The 21,425-nt window shown below is 68.3% G+C and carries 22 protein-coding genes and 2 pseudogenes; 15 read left to right on the plus strand and 9 right to left on the minus strand.

Features of this window, described 5'->3' with window-relative positions:
* The 4 genes and pseudogenes from B1729_RS00850 to hutI form a co-directional block, all read left to right on the plus strand.
* A pseudogene (locus B1729_RS00850) lies at positions 1 to 264 on the plus strand (urocanate hydratase); the annotation flags it as partial.
* Positions 261 to 1,460, plus strand: coding sequence for an allantoate amidohydrolase (locus B1729_RS00855; RefSeq protein ID WP_163630195.1), 1,200 nt, complete (start codon positions 261 to 263; stop codon positions 1,458 to 1,460). The pseudogene B1729_RS00850 and the gene B1729_RS00855, both read left to right, overlap by 4 nt.
* The gene (locus tag B1729_RS00860; RefSeq protein ID WP_163630197.1) at positions 1,457 to 2,782 is read left to right on the plus strand and encodes a formimidoylglutamate deiminase; all 1,326 of its coding nucleotides are present in this window, start codon (positions 1,457 to 1,459) and stop codon (positions 2,780 to 2,782) included. Before B1729_RS00855 ends, B1729_RS00860 begins: the two co-directional genes overlap by 4 nt.
* Complete coding sequence (hutI, locus tag B1729_RS00865) at positions 2,779 to 3,924, plus strand: imidazolonepropionase (RefSeq protein ID WP_163620623.1); 1,146 nt, start codon at positions 2,779 to 2,781, stop codon at positions 3,922 to 3,924. Before B1729_RS00860 ends, hutI begins: the two co-directional genes overlap by 4 nt.
* 18 nt (positions 3,925 to 3,942) lie before the next feature.
* On the opposite strand, the gene B1729_RS00870 is transcribed toward hutI, so the two are convergent.
* Entirely contained in the window at positions 3,943 to 4,101 is a 159-nt protein-coding gene (locus B1729_RS00870) for a hypothetical protein (RefSeq protein ID WP_163620624.1), read from the minus strand.
* Between the two features lie 84 nt (positions 4,102 to 4,185).
* A complete protein-coding gene (locus B1729_RS00875) occupies positions 4,186 to 5,133 on the minus strand; it encodes a hypothetical protein (protein ID WP_163630199.1) in 948 nt (315 codons plus the stop codon).
* Between the two features lie 237 nt (positions 5,134 to 5,370).
* Here B1729_RS00875 and B1729_RS00880 point away from each other — a divergent pair, with 237 nt between their 5' ends.
* Both B1729_RS00880 and B1729_RS00885 read left to right on the plus strand, forming a co-directional pair.
* Positions 5,371 to 5,841, plus strand: a complete 471-nt coding sequence (locus B1729_RS00880) for a hypothetical protein (protein WP_163630201.1) — start codon at positions 5,371 to 5,373, stop codon at positions 5,839 to 5,841.
* A 106-nt stretch (positions 5,842 to 5,947) separates the two neighbouring features.
* Complete coding sequence (locus B1729_RS00885) at positions 5,948 to 6,265, plus strand: hypothetical protein (protein WP_204318832.1); 318 nt, start codon at positions 5,948 to 5,950, stop codon at positions 6,263 to 6,265.
* Between the two features lie 100 nt (positions 6,266 to 6,365).
* Here B1729_RS00885 and B1729_RS00890 read toward each other — a convergent pair whose 3' ends face one another.
* Both B1729_RS00890 and B1729_RS00895 read right to left on the minus strand, forming a co-directional pair.
* Positions 6,366 to 7,109 (minus strand): alpha/beta hydrolase, encoded by a 744-nt coding sequence (locus B1729_RS00890; RefSeq protein WP_163630203.1) that lies wholly within the window; start codon positions 7,107 to 7,109, stop codon positions 6,366 to 6,368.
* A gap of 38 nt (positions 7,110 to 7,147) precedes the next feature.
* Positions 7,148 to 8,137 (minus strand): alpha/beta hydrolase, encoded by a 990-nt coding sequence (locus B1729_RS00895; protein ID WP_163620628.1) that lies wholly within the window; start codon positions 8,135 to 8,137, stop codon positions 7,148 to 7,150.
* A 214-nt stretch (positions 8,138 to 8,351) separates the two neighbouring features.
* Here B1729_RS00895 and sigJ point away from each other — a divergent pair, with 214 nt between their 5' ends.
* The 3 genes from sigJ to B1729_RS00910 all read left to right on the plus strand — a co-directional run bounded on the left by sigJ (position 8,352) and on the right by B1729_RS00910 (position 10,792).
* Positions 8,352 to 9,299 carry an RNA polymerase sigma factor SigJ gene (sigJ, locus tag B1729_RS00900; protein ID WP_239539295.1) on the plus strand — a complete coding sequence of 316 codons (948 nt, stop codon included), beginning with the start codon at positions 8,352 to 8,354 and terminating at the stop codon, positions 9,297 to 9,299.
* 44 nt (positions 9,300 to 9,343) lie between these two features.
* The gene (locus tag B1729_RS00905) at positions 9,344 to 9,823 is read left to right on the plus strand and encodes a MarR family transcriptional regulator (protein WP_239526262.1); all 480 of its coding nucleotides are present in this window, start codon (positions 9,344 to 9,346) and stop codon (positions 9,821 to 9,823) included.
* A gap of 231 nt (positions 9,824 to 10,054) precedes the next feature.
* The gene (locus tag B1729_RS00910; RefSeq protein ID WP_163620630.1) at positions 10,055 to 10,792 is read left to right on the plus strand and encodes an SDR family NAD(P)-dependent oxidoreductase; all 738 of its coding nucleotides are present in this window, start codon (positions 10,055 to 10,057) and stop codon (positions 10,790 to 10,792) included.
* Between the two features lie 66 nt (positions 10,793 to 10,858).
* Here B1729_RS00910 and B1729_RS00915 read toward each other — a convergent pair whose 3' ends face one another.
* Positions 10,859 to 11,455 (minus strand): hypothetical protein, encoded by a 597-nt coding sequence (locus tag B1729_RS00915; protein ID WP_163620631.1) that lies wholly within the window; start codon positions 11,453 to 11,455, stop codon positions 10,859 to 10,861.
* A gap of 257 nt (positions 11,456 to 11,712) precedes the next feature.
* Between B1729_RS00915 and B1729_RS00920 the strand changes: the two genes are divergently transcribed.
* The 5 genes and pseudogenes from B1729_RS00920 (at position 11,713) to B1729_RS00940 (ending at position 15,864) form a co-directional block, all read left to right on the plus strand.
* On the plus strand, positions 11,713 to 12,315 hold the full coding sequence (locus B1729_RS00920; RefSeq protein ID WP_239539297.1) for a hypothetical protein: 603 nt from the start codon (positions 11,713 to 11,715) through the stop codon (positions 12,313 to 12,315).
* Between the two features lie 274 nt (positions 12,316 to 12,589).
* Positions 12,590 to 14,101, plus strand: coding sequence for a GAF domain-containing protein (locus B1729_RS00925; RefSeq protein WP_163630207.1), 1,512 nt, complete (start codon positions 12,590 to 12,592; stop codon positions 14,099 to 14,101).
* On the plus strand, positions 14,098 to 14,742 hold the full coding sequence (locus B1729_RS00930; protein ID WP_163630209.1) for a response regulator transcription factor: 645 nt from the start codon (positions 14,098 to 14,100) through the stop codon (positions 14,740 to 14,742). The genes B1729_RS00925 and B1729_RS00930 overlap by 4 nt, the downstream gene beginning before the upstream one ends.
* Before the next feature lie 67 nt (positions 14,743 to 14,809).
* A pseudogene (locus B1729_RS00935) lies at positions 14,810 to 15,100 on the plus strand (hypothetical protein); the annotation flags it as partial.
* Positions 15,101 to 15,411: 311 nt separating this feature from the next.
* Positions 15,412 to 15,864, plus strand: a complete 453-nt coding sequence (locus B1729_RS00940; RefSeq protein WP_163630211.1) for a pyridoxamine 5'-phosphate oxidase family protein — start codon at positions 15,412 to 15,414, stop codon at positions 15,862 to 15,864.
* Positions 15,865 to 15,885: 21 nt separating this feature from the next.
* On the opposite strand, the gene B1729_RS00945 is transcribed toward B1729_RS00940, so the two are convergent.
* Complete coding sequence (locus tag B1729_RS00945; protein WP_163630213.1) at positions 15,886 to 17,997, minus strand: glucose PTS transporter subunit IIA; 2,112 nt, start codon at positions 17,995 to 17,997, stop codon at positions 15,886 to 15,888.
* A gap of 422 nt (positions 17,998 to 18,419) precedes the next feature.
* Positions 18,420 to 18,950, minus strand: coding sequence for a cupin domain-containing protein (locus B1729_RS00950; RefSeq protein ID WP_345770794.1), 531 nt, complete (start codon positions 18,948 to 18,950; stop codon positions 18,420 to 18,422).
* Positions 18,951 to 19,032: 82 nt separating this feature from the next.
* On the opposite strand from B1729_RS00950, the gene B1729_RS00955 reads away from it, so the two are divergent.
* On the plus strand, positions 19,033 to 19,920 hold the full coding sequence (locus tag B1729_RS00955) for an aldo/keto reductase (protein ID WP_163630215.1): 888 nt from the start codon (positions 19,033 to 19,035) through the stop codon (positions 19,918 to 19,920).
* Between the two features lie 76 nt (positions 19,921 to 19,996).
* On the opposite strand, the gene B1729_RS00960 is transcribed toward B1729_RS00955, so the two are convergent.
* Together B1729_RS00960 and B1729_RS00965 are read right to left on the minus strand one after the other, a co-directional pair.
* On the minus strand, positions 19,997 to 20,362 hold the full coding sequence (locus B1729_RS00960) for a DUF2255 family protein (protein WP_163630217.1): 366 nt from the start codon (positions 20,360 to 20,362) through the stop codon (positions 19,997 to 19,999).
* A 20-nt stretch (positions 20,363 to 20,382) separates the two neighbouring features.
* Positions 20,383 to 21,204 (minus strand): SDR family oxidoreductase, encoded by an 822-nt coding sequence (locus B1729_RS00965; RefSeq protein ID WP_163630219.1) that lies wholly within the window; start codon positions 21,202 to 21,204, stop codon positions 20,383 to 20,385.
* Positions 21,205 to 21,425: the final 221 nt, after the last annotated feature.

Raw genomic sequence — 21,425 nt, forward strand, 5'->3', positions numbered from 1 at the left:
CTGCTGAACGCCCTGCTCAACACCGCGTCCGGCGCGACGTGGGTGTCGCTGCACCACGGCGGAGGCGTGGGCATCGGCCGCTCCATCCACGCCGGCCAGGTCACGGTCGCCGACGGCACTCCGCTGGCGGCGCAGAAGCTGGAGCGCGTGCTCACGAACGATCCGGGCACCGGCGTCATGCGGCACGTCGACGCAGGCTACGAGCATGCGGCCGACATCGCCCGCTCGCGCGGCCTTCGGGTGCCGATGTGGGAGGGCGAGTGACCGGCTTCGACGCCCTCGATCTTCTCGCCGAGATCGAAGACGTCGGCCGGGATCGCCGGCGCGGCGGGTACACCCGGCACGTCTTCGACGATGCCGAGCGTGAGCTGCGCGACTGGTTCGTCGAGCGGGCACAACGTCTCGAGCTGGAGGTCACGGCCGACCGCAACGGCAATCTGTGGGCGTGGTGGGGCGAACCGGGACCCGACGCGTTCGTCACCGGCAGCCACCTCGACTCCGTCCCCGGTGGCGGTGCGCACGACGGACCGCTCGGGGTCGTCAGCGCCCTGGCCGCGGTCGAGCAGCTGAAGGCGGCCGGGTTCGTCCCGTCGCGACCGCTCGCCGTCGTCGTCTTCGCCGAAGAGGAGGGGTCGCGCTTCGGCCTGGCCTGCCTCGGTTCGCGGCTGCTCTCCGGCGCCGTTGCTCCCGACCGACTCGAACAGCTGACGGATGCCTCGGGGCAGCGTTTCGTCGATGTCGCCCGCGACGCGTCCCTCGATGCGCCCGGCTACGACGCCGAGTCGCTCGCGCGTATCGGCGTGTACGTCGAGCTTCACGTCGAGCAGGGCAAAGGACTGATCGACCTCGATGCGCCGGTCGCCGTCGGGTCGTCGATCCTCGAGCACGGACGGTGGCGCATCGACGTGCACGGCCAGGGCAACCACGCGGGCACCACCGACATCGCCGACCGCCGCGACCCGATGCTTCCGGCCGCGGCCGCCGTGCTGGCCGCGCGGCGCGCCGCCGCCGTGCGCACCGGCTCGCGGGCCACCATCGGCCGGCTCGAACCGGTGCCGGGCGGGACGAACGTCATCGCCTCACGGGTGTCGGCGTGGATGGACGTCCGCGCAGACTCCGAGGCCGATACGCGCGACATCGTCGCCGAGGTTCGGGCCGCGGTCGCCGAAGCGGCCGCCGCAGAGGGATGCGAGGCATCCGTCGTCGAAGAGTCGTACAGCGGCGAAGTGCGCTTCGATCCGCAGCTGCGAGACCGCATCGCGACGACGCTCGGCGGCATCCCGGCGCTGCCCACCGGCGCGGGCCACGACGCGGGGGTGCTCGCGGCGCACGTGCCGACGGCCATGCTCTTCGTCCGCAACCCGTCCGGCGTATCGCACGCTCCGGAGGAAGGCGCGGACGACGCCGCCGTCCAGGCCGGCGTCGACGCGCTCGCCCGGACGATCGAGGATCTGGCATGAGGATCTGGGTCGATCGCCTGCTCCGGGGAGGCGTCCTCGAGCGCGGAGTGCTGTTCGAGTCGGATGCCGCGGGGTCTGTCGTGACCGAGACCACCGGCACCGCAGCCCCCGCCGATGCGACGGTGCTCGACCTCGCGGTTCCCGGCTTCGCCAACGCGCACTCGCACGCCTTCCACCGCGCGCTCCGCGGGCGCACCCACGAGTCGGGGTCCTTCTGGACGTGGCGCGAGCTCATGTACCGCGCCGCCGCCCGACTGGATCCCACCACGTACCGGGACTTCGCGGCGGCGGTGTTCTCCGAGATGGTCGCGGCGGGGTGGACCAGCGTCGGCGAGTTCCACTACGTCCATCACCGGCCCGACGGCACCCGCTACGACGACCACGCGATGGAGATCGCGCTCGCCGATGCCGCGGTCGAGGCGGGCATCCGTCTCGTCCTGCTCGACACCTGCTATCTCGCGGGGGGCATCGGCCGACCGCTCACGGCGGAGCAGGCGCGCTTCGGCGACGCCGATGCCGGCGCGTGGCTGGACCGGTGGCACTCGCTGCACGCGGCACTCGCGGGCAGGTCGGAGCTCGTCACGCTCGGCGCCGCGCTGCACTCGGTGCGGGGCGTTCCGCGCGAGGCGCTCGGCCGCATCGCCCGGGAGCTGCCCGGCCAGGTGTCGCTGCACATCCATCTGTCGGAGCAGCCCGCCGAGAACGAGGACTGCGTCGCCGCTTACGGACTCACCCCCACCGAGCTCCTCGCCGAGGAGGGCGTGCTCTCGAGGCGGCTCTCGGTCGTGCATGCGACCCACCTGACCGAGGGCGACATCCGTCTTCTCGGGCAGGCGGGGGTTCACGCGGTGTTCTGCCCGACGACCGAGGCCGACCTCGGAGACGGCATCGGTCCTGCCGTCGAATTGATGGAGGCCGGGGCGACACTCGCCGTCGGGTCCGATCAGAACGCCGTGGTCGACCCGCTGCTCGAGCTCAGAGGTCTCGAAGCCGGCGAACGGCTGCGCTCGCTCCGCCGCGGGCGCATCGCGCCCGAATGGCTGTGGCGCATCGGCTCCGCCGGCGGCTACGGCGCACTCGGGCTCGCGGAGCCCGCCCGGCTCGGCGGACCGCTCGACCTCGTCGAGCTCGATCCGTTCTCGATCCGCACCGCCGGCAGCAGGATCGAGCAACTTCCTCTCACGGCGACGGCGGCGGACGTCACGCAAACGATCGTGGGCGGCCGCGTCGTCGTGCACGACGAGGTCGCGGTGGCCGAGCGCCTGCGTCGGTGCATCACCACGTTGTTCGAGGAGGACACGTTGTTCGAGGAGGACAGATGACCAGCGAGCTTGTGACCGGGATCAGCGAGCTGACGACGAACGACCCCGAGCGCGGCGGCCTGCTGGGCCGGATCACGGATGCCGCGGTCGTCGTCGACGGCGGCACGATCGCGTGGGTCGGGCACGCGGTGGATGCGCCCGCTGCCGACCGGCGCAGCGACCTCGGCGGACGCGCCGTGCTGCCGGGCTGGGTCGACTCGCACACCCACCTCGTCTTCGCCGGCGATCGGTCGGAGGAGTTCGAGCATCGGATGGCCGGCCACGCGTACCAGGCGGGGGGCATCCGCACCACGGTTCGCGCGACGACCGAGGCATCTGACGAGCGTCTCCGCACCGAGCTCTCGCTGCGACGAGCGGTCGCGCGGCGAAGCGGCACGACGTGGATGGAGATCAAGACCGGGTACGGGCTCAGCGTCGCCGCGGAGACGCGGCTGGCGCGCCTCGCCGCCGAGGTGACCACCGATGTGACGTTCCTGGGCGCGCACGTCGTTCCGCCGGACGTGGACGCCGACGACTACGTGGCGCTGGTCGCCGGCGAGATGCTCGACGCGGTGCGGCCGTATTGCACGTGGATCGACGTCTTCTGCGAGCGCGGCGCGTTCGATCCCGACCAGTCACGAGTCGTCCTGGAGGCCGGTCGGGCCGCCGGGCTCGGGCTCCGCGTGCACGGAAATCAGCTGGGCGAGGGCGACGGCGTGCAGCTCGCGGTGGAGCTGGATGCGGCATCCGTCGATCATTGCAACCACCTCAGCGCGCGCGACATCGAGGCGCTGGGATCGTCGGGCACCGTCGCGACCCTGCTGCCGGCGTGCGACCTCAGCACCCGCGAACCGTTCCCCCCGGCACGCGCGCTGCTGGACGCGGGTGCGACGATCGCGCTCGCGAGCAACGGCAACCCCGGCACGTCGAACACGACCTCCATGGCGTTCTGCGTCGCCACCGCCGTGCTGCAGATGCGTCTGACCGTGGAGGAGGCGGTGTGGGCGGCCACCGCCGGCGGCGCCGCGGCGCTGCGCCGGTCAGACAGCATCGGCGCGATCATCCCCGGCTACCGGGCGCACCTGCACGCGATCGATGCGCCGTCCGTCTCGCACTTCGCCTACCGCCCGGGCATGGATCTCACGTACCGGGTGTGGGGTTGACCGAGAGCCTGTCAGAGCTCACGCGTCATCGCCCCGCTCCCTGCGGGAGCACTTCCATTCCCACAGCTGCTCGACGCCGAAGAATCGACTCGTGCTCAGGACGACCACGGGCGTGATCACGACCGCGAGGATCAACCGCTGCCACCATTCGAACGGCTGGACGGCGCAGATCACCACACAGACGACCGCTATGAGACCGGCGCTCGACGAGAGGAACCTACCCAGGCGGCGCCTCAAACGACCGCTCCGACCGAACGAACGCTAGACACGGGGTCCGAGGCGCGTCATGACGACCTCGACGCCGCGAAGGGAGCGGAGCGCACCGGGATCGTCGACGTCCTCCACGTTGTCAAGGCGGAGCTCACGGAGAGCTGCGAGAGACGAGAGTGCCGCACACCCCGTCAGCCGGCCGATGTCGGCCAAGCTCACCTTCCGCAGGTGCTTGAGGTCTGAGAGAGCAGCGATGTCGAGGTGTCGCGGGCCCTGCACGTCGAGCTCACGCAGACCCGGGGCTGCGCCGACCACGTCGAGGGCGGTGAGGCCGGTGGCACCGTGGAGTGCGAGGCTCTTGAGCTCAGGAGGCACGCGCTCCAGACGGCCCGCGTCGACCTCTCCGAGATACAGCTCTCGCACGGCGGGCAGCGCTGTCACCGACTCACGCCCCCGCAATTCGCCCTCATAGAACGTCAGGCCTCTCAGCTTCGACAAGTCGATGTCGTCGCCGCCTGCCGCGATCAGCGAAAGGTGGGACAAGGCGGTCAGGTCGCCGATGCGGGCGGCGTGCACGGGACCGTATATCCAGAGCCCGCGGAGGTGCGGGAACCACTGGAGGAACTCCAGCTCACTGTGCTCACGGGGCACACGCCGCAACGCGAGCCCGAGCCCCTCGGAGAGGATCCGATCCGCTTCCGCGCGCGTGGGGATGCGGCGATCGAACTCTGCGAAGCGCGGGCCGCCGGGTGTGAGCGGGTCCGCGATGTGCAGCGCATCCACGACGTGGGCGGGCGAGGCGCTCGTGCCGGACGGCGACGGATTCCCGCGCGCGTGCCGGCGATAGTCGACCCAACCCGCAGAGAGGAAGATGCCGAGGCTCATGGTCAGCGCAACGACGACGTTCAGCCACCCGTACCCCATCACCAACACGATCAGGGGGATGCCCAGCGCGACGTAGGGATAGGGCGTCGGAACCAGCCAGCGAAGGAAGGTCATGTCAATTCCGCGCTTCCACCGATCCGCTTTAACCGTTGCGGTGCCCCCGACGAGCATCGCGCTCTCCGCCCCACCCGAACCAGGACATCGTTGCACGCCGCGCGAACCGGCCACCGACCGAAGGCGGGGCCTGTGGATATGCAGCTGCACCTGGGGCCGACCATAATCCGGTGACCGCTGCAGCCGGCATGCGTACGCGCCGACACGCAGCGGCGGATGGTGAGCGAAGGTAGAGCCGTGGAGAGCAGCCAGGTCGTCGATCTGTTTCGCGTGTTCGCGGCCGCGGAACTGAGAGTGTGGCTGGCCGGCGGCTGGGCCGTGGACGCGATCGTGGGGCGTCAGACGCGAGCACACGGCGACATGGACGTGGCGGTGGACACGCGGGACCTGCGCAGGCTCCTCGAACTGCTCGGCGAGCGGTGTTTCGTCGTGACCACGGACTGGGCGCCTTCCCGGCTGGAACTCACGGCCCCCGACGGTCAAGCCGTCGACGTGCATCCCGTGGCATTCGCCGAAGACGGCAGCGGAGAGCAGGCGGGCCTGGGTGGCGACACCTTCCACTACGCGGCGGACGGATTCGCGCTGGGCATGATCGACGGCTCCGCGATTCCCTGCCTCTCGGTCGCCCAGCAGCTGCGGTTTCGGGAGGGGTACGAGCTTCGCGCCGCGGACATTCACGACCTCGAGTTGCTGCGGAAATACCGCTAGCGATCGTCAGCGCGGCGCGGAAGTCCGCCCGGCGCTGGCGGGAATCGCGTGGCATCTGTCGGATCACCCGGGTGCGCGGCATCCGGGTTCCGCGCACAATGGCGGCATGACAGGGCAGGGGAGCATCTTCCGGATGTGGCGCGGCACTGTGCGGAGCGAGGATGTCGACGAGTACGTCGCCTACATCGAGCGCACCGGCATGGCGGAATACCGCGAGACGCCCGGCAACCTCGACGCGTGGATGCTGACGCGCGACCGCGGCGACGGCACGACCGAGATCCTGACGGTCTCGCGCTGGGAGAGCTTGGAGGCCATCACACGCTTCGCCGGCGCCGACATCGACACCGCCGTCTACTACCCCGAGGACGACCGGTTCCTGGTCGAACGCGACGACGTCGTGCGTCATTGGACCCAGGTGTCGTAGACCCCGGCACGACTGGGCACCTGCGCGCACGGATGCCGTAGATGGGTGCTGACGCCCCGGGACCGGACCGGGCTCCGGGGCATCAGCAGACCCTGTGGGCCTATGCTGCGGCCTCCTCCGATGCGGCGACGTAGGCCTTGCCGGCTTCGGCGATGGTCGCGGCCACGGCTTCGGGGTTCGAAACCGATGTCGCGTGCGAAGCCCCGGCGATCTCGGTGGTGCCGCGGGATGAGGCCCGCGCTGCGCCGGCGCGCAGGACGGCGACCGGGATGTTGCGGTCCTGATCGCCGAACACATGCCAGGACGGGATGTCGTTCCACGCCGGCCGGTCGGTGGCGAGCCCTTCCGAAAGCGCGGCCTGGGTCACCGGACGCTGCGTCGCCGCCATGATGTCGGTGACATCCTCAGGGACATCCGCCGCGAACTGGTCGTGGAACAGCTCCGGACGGATCACGTACTCGTTGCCACCGGTCGCGACGGGGTACGCCGCGAGAGCGTCGCCGAGGGTGCTCCCGGGCGCGCTCGTGGAGAGGTCGAACGCGCTCTGCCCGGTCTCGGGCACGAAGGCGTTGACGTACACGAGGCCGACGACGTTGCTGCTGTCCGCGGCGGCCTGCGTGATGATCATCCCGGCGTAGGAGTGGCCGACGAGGACGACAGGCCCGTCCACCGAGGCGATGACATCGCGGACGTACGCGGCGTCGCTCGAGAGGCTGCGCAGCGGGTTGGCCGCCGCGATCGCGCGGACTCCGTGCTCCTGCAGGCGGGCGATGACGCCGTTCCAGGACGCGGACTCGGCGAAGGCGCCGTGAACGAGGACGATGGTGGGCTTCTGGTTTGACATGATCTGCTTCCTTCTCGTGTGTTGTCGGTGTGGCTGGATCAGGCGAGAGCGGTGGCCTTGGCCGGGGTGAGGACGGCCCGCTCGGGATCGAAGGCCTTGCGCAGGATGAAGACGGCCTGCTCCACCGCGGCGGTGGTTGCCGCCGACGGGCGCAGCGGGTTGAGCATCATGAAGTCGTGGATGGTGGCGTCGTAGCGGACAAGGGTGGTGCGCACCCCTGCCTCGATGAGCTTCCGTCCGTACGCTTCGCCCTCATCGCGGAGGACGTCGTTCTCGTCCACGATGAGGAAGGTCTCGGGCAGTCCGGCGAGGTCGTCGACCGAACCCTGCAGTGGTGAGGCGGTGACGTCCTTGCGCGCCTCGGCGTCGGGAAGGTAGCAGTCCCAGAACCAGGCCATCGCGTCGGCGCGCAGGTGGAAGCCTTCGGCGAACTCGCGGTAGCTGCCGGTGTCCATGCCGGAATCGGTGACGGGGTAGTACAGCGACTGGTGGATGAACGTGACATCCCCGCGCCGCTTGGCGAGGATCGCGACGACGGCCGCCATGTTGCCGCCGACGGAATCTCCGGCGATGGCGAGGCGGGCGGCATCCAGCCCCTTCGCGGCACCTTCCCGCGTGATCCACTGCGCGACGGCGTAGGCCTGCTCGATGGCGACGGGATGCCGCGCCTCGGGCGACCGGTCGTACTCGACGAACACCACCGCAGCGTCCGCGCCCGTCGCGATCTCGCGAACGAGCCGGTCGTGGGTGCCCGCGTTGCCGAGGACCCAGCCTCCCCCGTGGACGAAGAGCACGGCCGGGAGCGGGCCGCTCGCACCGATCGGCTTCGCGATGCGAACCCGGACGTCGCCGACGGCCGCCGGCACGGTGAGCCACTCCTCCTCGATGTCGGGTTTGTCGACGGGTGCGGCCTGCACATCGTCGAGGAGTTTGCGCGCACCTTCGACGCCGAGATCGGCGAGGAACGGTGGGGCCGAGGTGAGGTCGGCGAACGCCTGGGCCTCCGGCTGCAGAGTGTGGTCGAACATGTCGGTTCCTTCTGTCTGGTGACGGGTGGGCGGTGCGAAAGCTCGACCAGTTCGTGCCGAGCCTGCAAAGAAGACCGCGGATCGCCCGCCGTTGTGACACCGACGTCGAAGAAGATGAGATCTGGTCCTATTTACCCGGACCAGATGTTAACGCTTCCTATTTACTAGCACACAAGGTATCTTCATTCTCGCGAGCTGAGGAATGGAGCGAGAAGTGACCATCGACCCACGCACTGCACTGGCTGATGACGACCCGGACGTGGAGGCCTACACGCGGTCGAGACGGATGCTGTTCGGCATCGCGTACCGCATCCTCGGCAACGCGGCTGACGCTGAAGACGTCCTCCAGGAGACCTGGGTGCGGTGGCAGCTCTGTGATCGCGGCGCTGTCCGAGAGCCGGCCGCGTTCCTGGCAACGACCACGACCCGCCTTGCCATCAACGTGCTCACCAGCGCGCACACGCGCCGCGAGACCTACATCGGGCCGTGGCTTCCAACCCCCGTGGACACCAGCAGCGACCCCACGCTCGGCGCCGAGCGGGCCGAAGCCCTGGCGTTGGCGACATTGCTCCTCATGGAGCGGCTCACACCGACCGAGCGGGCGGCCTACGTCCTGCGCGAAGCATTCGTATACCCGTACGCCCGCATCGCGGAGGTCGTCGAGACGACCGAGGCTGCCGCGCGCCAGCTCGTCAGCCGAGCCCGCAAGCATCTCGCCGGCGACGCCCGGCGCGGGGTGAGCCTGGAAGCCCAGCGCCTCTTCTTCCAGGCGTTCCTCGATGCAGCCCGCAGCGGCGATACCGCCGTCCTCGAGCGCATGCTCGCGACCGATGCGGTGAGCTACACCGATGGCGGGGGCGCCGTCCACCGCACCGCCCGCCGCCCGATCCGCAGCCGCGACAAACTCGTCCGGTTCCTCCTCGGGATCTCGAAGTGGTTCTGGGGCGATGTCACATTGCAGCCGGTCAGAGCGAACGGACAAGAAGCCGCCCTCCTGTCGCGCGAAGGACGCGTCTTCGCCCTGCTGACGATCACCCTCGAGGCTGGCGCCGTCAGTCAGATCATGTGGGTCATGAATCCTGCGAAACTCGGCGCCATCGCGCCCGCAGAGGGGGCTCGGCAGGGACCCCTGGGCGCGGAGCTCTCGGATGTGTATCTGTAATTACCTCGCCTGCTATTGACTGGAGCACGTGCTAGCGTCGATGCGTGACCGAGGAAGCCTCCGCTGCCCCCGTCGTGGCGCTCGACGACATGGTGTGCTTCAACCTGCACGCCGCGTTCCGCGCCGTCACCGCGGTGTATCGGCCGCTGTTGGAACCCCTCGGCCTTTCGTACCCGCAGTACCTGGTCCTCGCGATGCTCTGGGAGCACGGCGACCTCCCGGTCGGCGAGCTGGTCTCACGACTGCGGTCGGACTACGGGACCATCACCCCCCTCGTAAAGCGCATGGAGACGCAAGGGCTCGTCACACGCACCCGTAACCCGAAGGACGAGCGATCCGTCACCGTGGCACTCACGCCCGAGGGCGATGCGCTCAGGGTCCACGCACCGCGGATCTACCAGGTCATCACAGACACGTTCGGGTTCACCCCGGAGAAGGCGGATGCCGCGCTCGACGTGCTCCAGTCGATCGTCGCGAACGCCGCCAAGACGCCGGCAGCCGACGAGCGTCACCCTGGGCCATGAGCCCTCAGCAGCCGCATCACGTCGCGATCGCCCGAGCCTGACGGCAGGCGCAGCTCGACGGCTTCCCGGACAGCACGCTGCATCCGTCACAACTGCTGCTCCTCCCTTGTCATAGCTGCGGGTGCACAACCGTGCGCCCTGGACACGCGGAAGGCCAGGGGATCCCGAAGATCGCGGCTCCCCTGAACCCCCATCACGCGGGTCCCCGACATACGGGTATCGGAGGAACAGATGAGCGACAGCCTCGACGATCGGGTCGTGCTCGTGACCGGCGCGTCTTCAGGAATCGGACGCGCCACCGCCCTGGCGCTTGCACGCGGCGGAGCGAAGGTCGCCGCAGGTGCGCGCCGACGAGACCGGCTGCGGACTCTCGCCGACGAAGCGCCCGGTGAGCTGTTCCCACTGGAACTGGACGTCACCGACTCCGGGTCGGTCCAACGGGCGATCGCCGCGACCGTCGAGAGGTTCGGGCGTCTCGACGCCCTCGTGAACAATGCGGGGCTCATGCAGAGCGGGATGATCTTGGGTGCGGATACGCGCGAGTGGGTCCAGATGGTCGAGACCAATCTCCTGGGTTCCATGTATGCGGTCCACGCGGCACTGCCTCATCTGATCGAAACGCGGGGGGCGATCGTCCAGGTGTCTTCGACGTCCGGACGCATCGCCTCGCTCGGGAGCGGCGTGTACTCGGCGACCAAGTTCGGCATCTCGGCATTCTCCGAGGCGCTGCGTCAAGAGGTGACCGCCCGCGGGGTGCGCGTCATCCTGATCGAACCCGGGTTCGTCGCCACCGAGCTCACCAGCCACATCACGGATCCGGCCATGCGGGCAACCGCGGCGGAGATCGGACAGTCCATGCGGACGCTGGTGCCGGAGGATATCGCGCAGGCGGTCGTCTACGCCCTGAGCCAGCCCGACCATGTCGCGGTGAATCAGATCCTCATCCGCCCCACCGATCAGGTCCGCTGACACCGGTTCTCGCTCGCATGCCCGTGCGATGGCCGGGTGCGCGAGTGCCCGGATCTCCCTCCCCAGTCACCCCGCGGACGCTACCCGGATGCGGCGGCGTTCGTAAGTCAGGGTCGCCGCGAGGAGCAGCAACCCGACGGCCACCCCCGCGATCTGGGCCGGAAGAGGCTCCACCTCCCTTGCGAAGATCAGAAGGAGGGCTACGAGCGCTCCCCCGAGGACGGCGTTCACGGCTCCGACCATGCTCGCCATGGTGAAGAGAAACGAGGAGCGGGAGTAACGCACACCCAACTCGCCGGTGCGCGGGCTGTCGAGCGAGATCAGATCCGGCCCCGAGGGATGCAAACCGACGAAATGTTCCCTGATCCGCTCCATGCGCCGGCGCACGGTGATGTTCTCGACGCTGGTGTCGACCAGCCGCACGACGGTGAACCACCCCAGCATGAAGATCGTCGGGAAGACAGTGAAGGCGAGACTGGCCAGCAACGCCGGCGATCCGCCCGCGAACCCGATCGCCACGAGCCCACTGGACAGTGTCGACAAGTAGATCGTGCTGCGCGTCCCGGCCTCACTGATCGTCGAGCTCGCGACAGATTGGAGCACGAAGAGCTCTGTGCCCACAGCACTGTTGAACGCGGAGGCGTTGGAGTCGGCATCCGCCATCATGCGCTCCTCACGATCGCGGCCGTGTCGGCGCCCGTCGCCCGGTTCGCCATGGTCAGTCATCACAGGTCCTTCCGATGTCGAGGTGCGAGTCGGTCCCGGCCGTTGTCAGTCGGCCACCCACGCAAGACAAGACCGGACGAAACCCGCGGATGTGACGACCGGAAGAGAACAGGGCCGTGTCGTGGTGCGGCAGCCCGAGTGTGCGGAAGGATGCTTTCATGCCTGGGATACGTCGACTCCGCGCAGGGGCCACGGTGAGCGTGAGCGTCGTCGTCCTCCTCGTCCTTGCGCTCGGTGGATGCGCATCGGAGGCGCCTGCAACGGATGCAGCCGATCCGAGCTTGATCGCCGAGCGCGCCAGCGTCGTCGGGATCGCGCCTGAACTCGTGTACACCACCCGGGTGGACGGCTACGATCTGGCGCCGCAGTCGGTCGGGCCGGGCGCTGCTGACGGGATGTCGGCCACCTGGGTCGATGAGACCAACGGCGCCATGCTGACCATCCGAACGGACAGAGGTGAACTGACGGCAGCCTCCTGCGTCGAAACACCGCTGTGGGATGCGCCGGACGAACCGGTGACATGCAGGGATGAGGAAGGCGTCTGGCACCGATCAGGCGGCACCGTCCACGAGTACATCGCTGTCAGAGACGGCGCCTTGATCCGGGTCACGGGAATGAACGACGCCTCACGCGCGGAGCTTCTGGCAGCAGCGAAGGCCGTGCATGTGCCGTCGGATGCGGAACTCGAACTCCTCTTCTCCGACCTTCCGGAGGTCTCCCCTGAGCCGGTCGAGCGTGGCGACCTGCCCGAGAACGGCGACGGAGCGCCCATCGATCCCGTCGGACCGGGCGGCTGACCCTGCCGCGCGAAGCTGCTCCGCAACGCCCTGCCCCCACCGAAAGCGGTGACAGCGGCCCACCGACGCGCGTGCGGCCTCGCTAGAATCGCGTCGACGGGAGCCGGCTATGACCGAGGACGCGGCATCAACAGCCCACCGGGGCGGTGATCGGGGAGCCGGGGCTGATGCCAAGCGCTCGCAAGACCGACTCCGGGACCTGCTGCGGGCGACGACCTCTGTCGTAGAGAGGCTCGATCTCGAGGTCGTGCTTCGCCGTCTCGTGGAGGCAGGCATGAGCCTCGTCGGTGCGCGGTACGGTGCGTTGGGGGTGATCAGCGCAGAGGGCGGCCTCGAGCGCTTCATCCATGTCGGAATCGACACGCCGACGGTGGAGCGCATCGGTCCTCTCCCGTCGGGGCGCGGTGTTCTGGGTGCCGTCATCGCTGACCGCGAGCCGATCCGACTGGACCATCTGCACGAAGACCCGCGTTCTGCGGGGTTCCCCGCCCAGCATCCTGAGATGGAGTCGTTCCTCGGCGTACCCTTGCGGGTCGGCGAGCAGGTCTACGGCAATCTCTACCTGACGGAGAGCGAGAACGGATCTTTCAGCGCAGAGGATGAAGAACTCATTGTCGCGCTTGCGGCCACCGCCGGCATCGCCATCGAGAACGCCCGCCTGTACGACGTCGCCCGCACCCGAGAGAACTGGAACGCCACCATCGCGGAGGTGATGGCTGCCATGTTGGATGTCAGCGGCGAGAACGTGCTCGACGTCATCGCGGAACGCGTCGCGGCGCTGATCGACGCTGACCGCGTAGCGGTCGCGGTCCCGCGCGGCGATGGCGAGCTGGCCTTGACGACCGTCTACGGCTCCGACTCGGATCAGCTCCGCGGCCGCGCATACCCAGCGGCCGGGACGCTCTCTGCTCGCGTCCTCGCCACCCGGCGCGCAGTGAGCAGCGACGGCCGGTCACAATGGACCACGCTGGACTGGTGGCCACAGGTCGGACCGACGTTGGCGATCCCTCTGTTCGCGAACGACGAACCGCTCGGCGTGCTGAGCGTCTCACGACCGAAAGGCGGAGAGGCGTTCACCGACGCAGACGTGGATATGGCATTCGCATTCGCCGCTCAAGCCAGCATCGCCCTCGAAGTGGTGCGCGCACGCGAAGACCGCCAGCGGCTGACTACTGCGCAAGACCGAGAGCGCATCGCACGCGACCTGCATGACCATGTCATCCAGCGCCTGTTCGGCGCCGGACTTGCGCTCCAAGCTGTCTCGGCCACCGTCGACCCCGAGAGCTCCTCTGACATCGACGCCCAGATCGACGCGATCGATGCGGCCATCCGGGACATCCGCACGGTCATCTTCGCTCTCAGCAGCGGCGAACGGCGTGGATCGAAACGAGTGCGAGACCGGCTCCTGGACGTCGTGGCGGAAGTCGCGGCAACGTGGACGTCCCAGCCGCGGATCTCGTTCGCGGGCCCGCTCGACAGCCTTGTCTCCGCTGAGCTCGCAGATGACTTGGTGGCGGTGCTCAGAGAACTGCTCACGAACGTCTTCAAGCATGCCCAGGCGCAGACGGTCGAGATCGAGGTGGCGATCGCCGGGGAGGACGTGACGCTCGTTGTGGCCGACGACGGACAGGGGATCTCCGACTCCGCGCCGCGAAGCGGACTCGCCAACGTCGCCGAACGCGCGTCGCTGCGAACGGGCTATTGCCGGGTCGCCTCCCGCGCGGAGCGCGGCACTCGGATCGAGTGGAGCGTCCCGGTTGGTCCCGCTCATGCGGAGCGCGCATGATCCGGGTGTTCCTCGTCGACGACCACGAGATCGTGCGGCGCGGGATAGCTCAACTGGTCGATGCCGAGGTCGATCTGGACGTCGTCGGCGAAGCCGCGACGGTACACGAGGCCATGCGCAGGATTGCGGCCACGCGGCCGGATGTCGCGGTGCTGGATGCGCGTCTTCCCGACGGGAGCGGTATCGACTTGTGCCGCGACATCCGTTCTGCGAACCCGGACGTGTTCTGCCTCATCTTGACCGCATACGACGACGACGAAGCACTCCGTTCCGCCGTGCTCGCCGGCGCGAGCGGCTACGTGCTGAAGGACGTTCGAAGTCGGTTCCTGGTCGAGGCCATCCGCCGGGCCGCCAGCGGAGCGACCGTCCAGGCAACGGATGTCCTGCTGCATGCCGCGAAGGCCATGCACCCGGAGTCGCAGACCGCTCGCGAATCCCCGCGCCCCGCCCTGTCGCTCCGAGAGAACCAGATCCTCTCACTGATCGCAGAAGGACTCACGAATCGCGAGATCGGTGAACGCCTCGGCCTGGCGGAGAAGACGGTGAAGAACTACGTGAGTGGACTGCTTGCCAAGCTGGGGATGGAACGCCGCACTCAAGCCGCCGTGTACGGTGCTGAGCGCAAGCACCACCAGGGCTGACCGGACGCCCGCGAGGACGGGACCTTCGGCCTATGCGTGCGGGGACAGACGAACGAGGATTCGTCCCATGGGGACGATCTATTACGGCGGGTCTGCGACCCCGATTCACATCGAGGACCGCGCGCTCGCGCACCTCAAAGTGGTGATCGCCACGAAGCTCCGGCGCAACGAGAGCTTCACGGTGTCCTGGCGGCATCCGGAGGACCAGCCCCGCGGCCGCACCACCATTTGGCTAGGGCCGTCGATCCCCCTGCGGTTCGTCTTCGACGACTCGAAGCCGGCGGAACTGTCCCGGGCATGGATCGAGGAGCTCGCCAAGTCGGCGAACTCCTCGGGCGGGATCATGCTCATCGCCGACCACTTCGACACCGACCTGGAGCACACGCTCACGGCATCCGGCGATCTCGATCAGGACAAGGGCGTGTGGCACCCGGAGACCGACGAGCCGCCCGTCGCCGAAGACGACCCCTCGAGTGGTCCGGACAACGCTCGCGCCCGGCGCCGGACTCTGGCGCGCCCATGACACATCGTCTGCGCCTCCCGTGACGGCGCCGGCGTAAAGCGAACACGACCTGCCTGCCGCCCGCAGTGGCGGATCCGTTGCATCCGCGATTGACTGTGCAGAGCAGACGCCCGCCGACATCTGCTCCGCACGGGAGGCTCATCCTCATGGACTCGAATCAGGACTCCGCCGTCTTGGCAATGACCACCGATGAATGCTGGAATCTGCTCGCGCGGCACGAACTCGGACGCCTCGCCACCAGTGTCGACGATGTACCCGACATCTTTCCCGTCAACTACGTCGTCGACGGACCGTCTGTGCTCTTCCGCACGGCTCCGGGGTCCAAACTCGCTGAGATCTCCGCCAACCGACAGGTCGCCTTCGAGGTCGACGAGTACGACGACGCACAAGCCGCGAGCGTGGTGATCAAGGGGACCGCGAGGCGCCTCGAGACTCAGAGTGAGATCGACGCCGCCGATGCACTCGGCCTCGTTTCATGGGCGCCGACCCTGAAATACCGCTGGGTGCGCATCTCCGCGCATACCGTCAGCGGTCGACGCTTCGCGCGAGCGCTGGAGCCGGACCGGTACCGCGCCAGCGATGTGGACGACAGGAACTGAGCGCCCGGCACGCAGTACCCGTCATGGTGTCGCGTCCGTCGCCGGCCGCTTGGGAAGCACCGTGATCACCGGCGTCCCGGCCGTCACCGTGCCTTCGAGGACGGGGGTGATGTCCCCGAAGTCATCGGCGTTGAGCACGACTACGGGGGTGATCAGCGGGTATCCGGCCGCCTCGATCACTTTCCGATCGAAGGTCACGAGCGGCGTACCGAGCTCGACGCGGTCGCCGTTCTTCACCTTCACGTCGAAACCCTCGCCCTTCAGGTTGACGGTGTCGATGCCGACGTGGATCAGCAGTTCCACCCCGCCGTCGAGGACGAGACCGAACGCGTGACCCGTCGGCTGCGCAGCCGCGATGACTCCCGGCGCTGGCGCGTACACGGTGTCGCCGGCCGGGATGATGGCCACACCCGGGCCCATCGTCCCTCCAGCGAACACGGGGTCGGGCACCTCCGAGAGAGGTACGACCTCGCCGTCGAGGGGTGCGGCGACCTCGATCGCGACGCGCTCGAGCAGCGCGGTGGCCGTTGCGGCCGTCGCTGCAGCGGCCGAAGGCTCCGATGCGTCGATCGCGCGGGCCTCGCCCGCCTCCACGGCCGCCGGCGCAACGTGTTCCGCTGCGGCGGCGGCCTCGGCGGCATCCCGTACCGCCTCGAACTCCGCCTGCTGCTCGGGCGTGCGGAAGTTGGCACCCATCACGAGGAACATCGACGTGAAGAATGCGCCGGCGATCGCGATCGCGTAGAGGCCGATCGGTTCGAACGCCGGGATCGTCAGCAGCGATGTGAACACGAACGCCTGGGTCGTGATGCCGTCCGGCAGGCTCATGATCCAGCTGCCCGTGCCGATGATGAGGCCGCCGACGAAGCATCCGACGAGCATGCGCGGATAGATCCTCTTGAAGCGCAGATGGATTCCGTACAGAGACGGCTCCGAGATCCCGCCGAGCAGGCCGGCCGCGAGGGCACCCGTCGCAGTCTGCCGCATCTGCGTGTCACGGTGGCGCATCGCGAGCACGAGCACACCGGCGGTCGCGCCGAAGCACGCGAAGTTCCACGCACCCATCGGGCCCTGGATGAAGTCGTATCCGAGTGTCTGGATGTTCAGGAGCATGACGGCGTTGATGGGCCAGTGCAGACCCAGCGGCACCATGAAGGGATAGGCGAGCGGGATGACGATCGCGAAGATGAACGGCGAGAAGCCGTTGATCGCCGCGAGCAGGTTCGCCAGCGCAGCCCCGGCGTAGACGCCGATCGGGCCGATGATGAACGCCGTCAGCGGGATCATGACGAGCATCGCGAGGAACGGCACGAAGATGAGCTGCAGGTTGGGCGTGATGATCTTGCGCAGCAGCTTGTAGAGCGGACCGAGGGCAGCGGCCATGAGCAGCGGCGGGAAGACCTGCGAGCTGTAGTCGAAGATCGTCAGCGGAAAGCCGAAGATGGGGACGATCGTGACGTCCACGCCGAAGACGTTCGTCGGCTCCACCCCATCGCCGAGCGCCAGGAACCCCGGGAGCATCAGCACCGCCATTATCCCGAAACCCACCCAGGGGTCGGCGCCGATCTTCTTCGATGCGTTGTAGGCGACCATCAGCGGCAGGAACACGAAGATGCACTGCCACATCAGGTTGACGAACGCCCACTGCGGTTCCAGCGTGACGCCGGGCGCGTTCCAGTCGGGGATGACGTTCAGAGTGGCCATGAGGGCCATGAAGGTGATGAAGAACGACGCCCCGAGCAATGCCCCGAGGAGCGGCCGGAACGAGTCCGACAGGAACTCGAAGAAGGAGTCGATCCACGCGACCTTGCCGCGGACGCCCTTGGCGCGCTCCCGCGCCTTGATCGCGTCGATATCGTCGGCCCCGCCACCTCCGCCGCCGGACTTCATATCCGGAAGCGCCATGATGTCGTTGTAGACGGTCTGGACCGCGCCGCCCATGACGACTTGGTAGCGGTCGCCGGCTTGCGGTACCGCGCCCATCACACCCGGGATGGCCTCGACGACTTTCTGGTCGACGCTTGAAGAGTCCACCAGCTGGAATCTCAGCCGGGTCGCGCAATGCGTGAGGCTATCGATATTGGCCGGCCCGCCGACACTCTTGACGATGTCGGCTGCGGTGTTGTTTGCCATCAGATCGTCTCCCTTGAAGAGCTCCCCGCCGAAATGTGCGGCGGCCCCTGGAGCGACAGTGAGGGATGACCGCCATTTGAGCGTGATGCTATACCGGCTCGTCTCGGAAGTGCGCGATTCAGCCCCTCACGCCGGTGCCACCTGAGTCGGGCAGATCACGGTCTGTCCGGGCGGAACCTCGACGACCGCACCGCCACCCCTGTCAGTACGCGCTTCAAGATCGCGGTCGGTCGTCTGGCCACAGGCATCCCGGTGGCCGCAGGGGTGTAATGACAGTCACTATTCACTCCGCGGCGTCGCTTCGGCGACCGTTGGTGTCGTCGCCCTCGTCGCCGTGTCGCTCAGCGGATGCGCGTCGCAGACGCCGGAGAACGGCGACGGTGCGCCGATCGATCCGGTCGGACCGGGCGGCTGACGCGGCGTCACTCCTGTTCGTGCGTCGCCCCGCCGTTGCCGCGTGCGTCGTACTCGGCGTCGGTGACGTGGTCGCCCCAGACCGCGCTGGGCTGACCGGGAAGGGTGTCCCAGATGGCGAGGTGGGTCATGAAGCTTCCGGGCGCGGCGCCATGCCAGTGCTCTTCATCGGGCGGGCAGATCACGGTCTGTCCGGCCGGAACCTCCACGGCCGCGCTGCCACGGGACTGTATCCGCGCGATCCCTTCCAGGACATGAAGGGTCTGCCCTCCGGGATGCGAGTGCCACGCGGTTCGCGCGCCAGGAGCGAAACGGACGAGACCGGCGTTGGCTTGCTGGCCGGGTGCGCTGGGCGCGGCGATCGGGTCGAGCCATACGTCGCCCGTGAACCACTCGGGCGGATTCTTGACCGTGTCCGGCCGCTGTACTTGCATCGGGTTTCCCTTCGCTGGTCTGATGAAGCTGTTGTCCAGTGTGCGCCGGACACCTCTGGCGAGGGAGGCCCTGTCAGTACGCGCTTCAACATCGCGGTCGGCCATCTGGACCCGGGCATCCGGGCAGCCGCAGGGGTGTAATGACAGTCACTCCCAGCCGCGGCCTGCGCGTTCGTACAGTCGAAAGATGGTTATCCAACTCGAACTGAACAACGGAGTGACGATGCCGGCCCTCGGTCTCGGCGTCTTCCAGACGCCGGCTGCCGAAACAGCTGAAGCGGTGACGACTGCGCTTCGCACCGGCTACCGCCACATCGACACCGCGGCGTCGTATCTGAACGAGCGCAGCGTGGGCGAAGGCATCCGCGCATCCGGCATCGATCGCGACGAGATCTTCCTGGAGTCCAAGATCTGGGTCAGTCACTTCGGCTTCGACGAGACCCTGCACGCTTATGACAAAGCCGTTGGCAAGCTCGGCGTCGATGTGATCGACCTGCTGATCCTGCACCAGCCGCTCGCGAGCCGGTTCGACCGGACCATCGCTGCCTATCAGGCGCTCGAGCAGCTGCTTGCCGACGGGCGCGTGCGCGCGATCGGGGTCTCCAACTTCCAGCCCCAGCACCTCGCCGACCTGCAGGCGCAGACGAGCGTGGTGCCGGCGGTGAACCAGATCGAGCTGCACCCGTACTCGCAGCAGCGCGAGCTTCAGGAGCTGCACGCGGGACTGGGCATCGTGACGCAGGCGTGGTCTCCGATCGGCGGCATCACGTTCTACCCGGGATTCGGGGACGATCGCAGGAGCACCTTGGAGGATGAGGTGCTGCAGGGCATCGGCGCAGCTCACCGGAAGAGCGCGGCGCAGGTCATGTTGCGCTGGCACGTGCAGCAAGGCCGCTCTGCCATTCCCAAGTCTGTGAGGCCGGAGCGGATCGCCGAGAACTTCGACATCTTCGACTTCGAGCTCACCGCCGACGAGGTCGCCCGCATCGACGGGCTTGACACGGGCCGCAGCACCTATCAGCCCTCCGCCGAGGCGGACGACCGGTACCTGTCCTTCGCCATCCCCGAGGCGTGACGGACATTGCCTGAACGAGTGAGCCCCTCGTCCCGTCTCGGGGCGAGGGGCTCACTCGTTCAGCTTGCGTCGCCGACTACCTCGGCTCGATGCGAAGCGTCGTGGTCTTCGCGATGGGGCTGGTGATGTGCTGGGATGGCGCACCCCGGCCATACTTCGCGAAGTAGGCGTCGTCGATGGCGCGGTCGTGGGCGTGATCCGGGATGTAGGTGACAGGCTGCGTGTCCCCGCTCCAGGACACGAACCCCTCCAGATGGCGGATGACGCCCCTGTACCACTGGCCCTCGGGCCCGTACACAGAACGAACGTACAGAGCGCCGTCGACGACGACGTGCCACACGGTGACGAGCGTGCGCGCGGAGCCGTCTTGGCGGCGCCCGGCGACGCGGATCTCGCTCGCGCGAGCGAGCGTGTCGAGGCGTTGCTTGGTCCAGGTACTCATGTCGAAGATCTCCAATCAGGTCAGCCGAGCCGGCCGGCGCGCATGGCCGCGATGACCCCGCCGTCGATGAGCAGGTCAGAGCCGGTGATGAACGCGCCTTCCGGGCCGAGCAGGTACGCGGCGATGTTCCCGATCTCGACCGGGGTGCCCATCCGTCGCGCGGCGGAGGTGTCGATCATCGCGGCATAGCCGGCGGCGTTCGGGCCGGTCATCTCGTCCTGGGCCAGAGGGGTGGAGATGATGCCGGGGCTGAGGCAGTTCACACGGGCGCCACGGGCACCCCACGTCACAGCGGCTGCCTGCACGCGGAGCGCGTTGGCGCGCTTGGCGAGGGTGTACGCGGCGCCGGAATCTCCGACCGCTTCCGGGTCGAGCGCTGCGAGTTCCAAGAGCTCCGCCGCAGGCGTATTGGCGAGGGCGTACTCAACGTCTTTCGGGTACCCGTCGCCCATGTGCCCGGCCATGCTCGCGATCACGACACCAGACCCGCCTGGTGCGATGACGCGGCCGAACTCCTCGAGCACGTAGGCGGTGCCGGCGAGGTCGACCTCGAGGACGCGCTGCGTGCTGGCTTGGACGGGTGAGACGCCGGCCGCGATGATGACGCGGGTGACGTCGCCGAGGCTCGCCGCAGCGTCGGCGAGGGATGCGACGGAGCCATGGTCGGCGATGTCGATCTGCTGGGTGGTGACGTCGTAGCCTTCGCCGTGCAGCCGGGAGGCGACATCCGCCATCGTCTGTTCGTTGAAATCCGCCAGGAGGAGTTTGCGGCCCACGGCGGCGCGGCGGCCGACGGCGACGCCGATGCTTCCGGTGCCGATGAGGACGGCGACTTCAGTCATGAGGTGGTTCCTTCTTGGTAGGGGCGGGAGCGGTATCGGTCAAGGCATGGCGGCGAAGCATGCGTGTTCCAGTGAACTCCAGCGGCCCAACCTGAGGTAGTGGCTGCTCTTACGTGTAACGCCAGTACCTCCCAGCCGGTCCACTCCGCGCGGTCCGCGTCTCCGACCTTCCAGCGGTCGCCTCGAGCCGGTCGAGCGGGGGACCTGCCCGAGAACGGCGA

It is taken from the genome of Microbacterium sp. B35-04 (assembly GCF_010634885.1).
In the GTDB taxonomy this organism is placed as follows: Bacteria; Actinomycetota; Actinomycetes; order Actinomycetales; family Microbacteriaceae; genus Microbacterium.

Excerpts from the sequence above, each read along its gene's own strand:
- B1729_RS00860 (WP_163630197.1), top strand. The coding sequence starts at position 1,457 with ATGAGGATCTGGGTCGATCGCCTGCTCCGGGGAGGCGTCCTCGAGCGC.
- B1729_RS00885 (WP_204318832.1), top strand. The coding sequence starts at position 5,948 with ATGACAGGGCAGGGGAGCATCTTCCGGATGTGGCGCGGCACTGTGCGG.
- B1729_RS00950 (WP_345770794.1), bottom strand. The coding sequence starts at position 18,950 with ATGGCCGACCGCGATGTTGAAGCGCGTACTGACAGGGCCTCCCTCGCC.
- B1729_RS00910 (WP_163620630.1), top strand. The coding sequence starts at position 10,055 with ATGAGCGACAGCCTCGACGATCGGGTCGTGCTCGTGACCGGCGCGTCT.
- B1729_RS00875 (WP_163630199.1), bottom strand. The coding sequence starts at position 5,133 with ATGACCTTCCTTCGCTGGCTGGTTCCGACGCCCTATCCCTACGTCGCG.
- B1729_RS00895 (WP_163620628.1), bottom strand. The coding sequence starts at position 8,137 with ATGTTCGACCACACTCTGCAGCCGGAGGCCCAGGCGTTCGCCGACCTC.
- B1729_RS00890 (WP_163630203.1), bottom strand. The coding sequence starts at position 7,109 with ATGTCAAACCAGAAGCCCACCATCGTCCTCGTTCACGGCGCCTTCGCC.
- B1729_RS00965 (WP_163630219.1), bottom strand. The coding sequence starts at position 21,204 with ATGACTGAAGTCGCCGTCCTCATCGGCACCGGAAGCATCGGCGTCGCC.
- B1729_RS00930 (WP_163630209.1), top strand. The coding sequence starts at position 14,098 with ATGATCCGGGTGTTCCTCGTCGACGACCACGAGATCGTGCGGCGCGGG.
- B1729_RS00925 (WP_163630207.1), top strand. The coding sequence starts at position 12,590 with ATGAGCCTCGTCGGTGCGCGGTACGGTGCGTTGGGGGTGATCAGCGCA.
- B1729_RS00945 (WP_163630213.1), bottom strand. The coding sequence starts at position 17,997 with ATGGCAAACAACACCGCAGCCGACATCGTCAAGAGTGTCGGCGGGCCG.
- B1729_RS00940 (WP_163630211.1), top strand. The coding sequence starts at position 15,412 with ATGGACTCGAATCAGGACTCCGCCGTCTTGGCAATGACCACCGATGAA.
- hutI (WP_163620623.1), top strand. The coding sequence starts at position 2,779 with ATGACCAGCGAGCTTGTGACCGGGATCAGCGAGCTGACGACGAACGAC.
- B1729_RS00960 (WP_163630217.1), bottom strand. The coding sequence starts at position 20,362 with ATGAGTACCTGGACCAAGCAACGCCTCGACACGCTCGCTCGCGCGAGC.
- B1729_RS00915 (WP_163620631.1), bottom strand. The coding sequence starts at position 11,455 with ATGGCGGATGCCGACTCCAACGCCTCCGCGTTCAACAGTGCTGTGGGC.
- B1729_RS00955 (WP_163630215.1), top strand. The coding sequence starts at position 19,033 with ATGGTTATCCAACTCGAACTGAACAACGGAGTGACGATGCCGGCCCTC.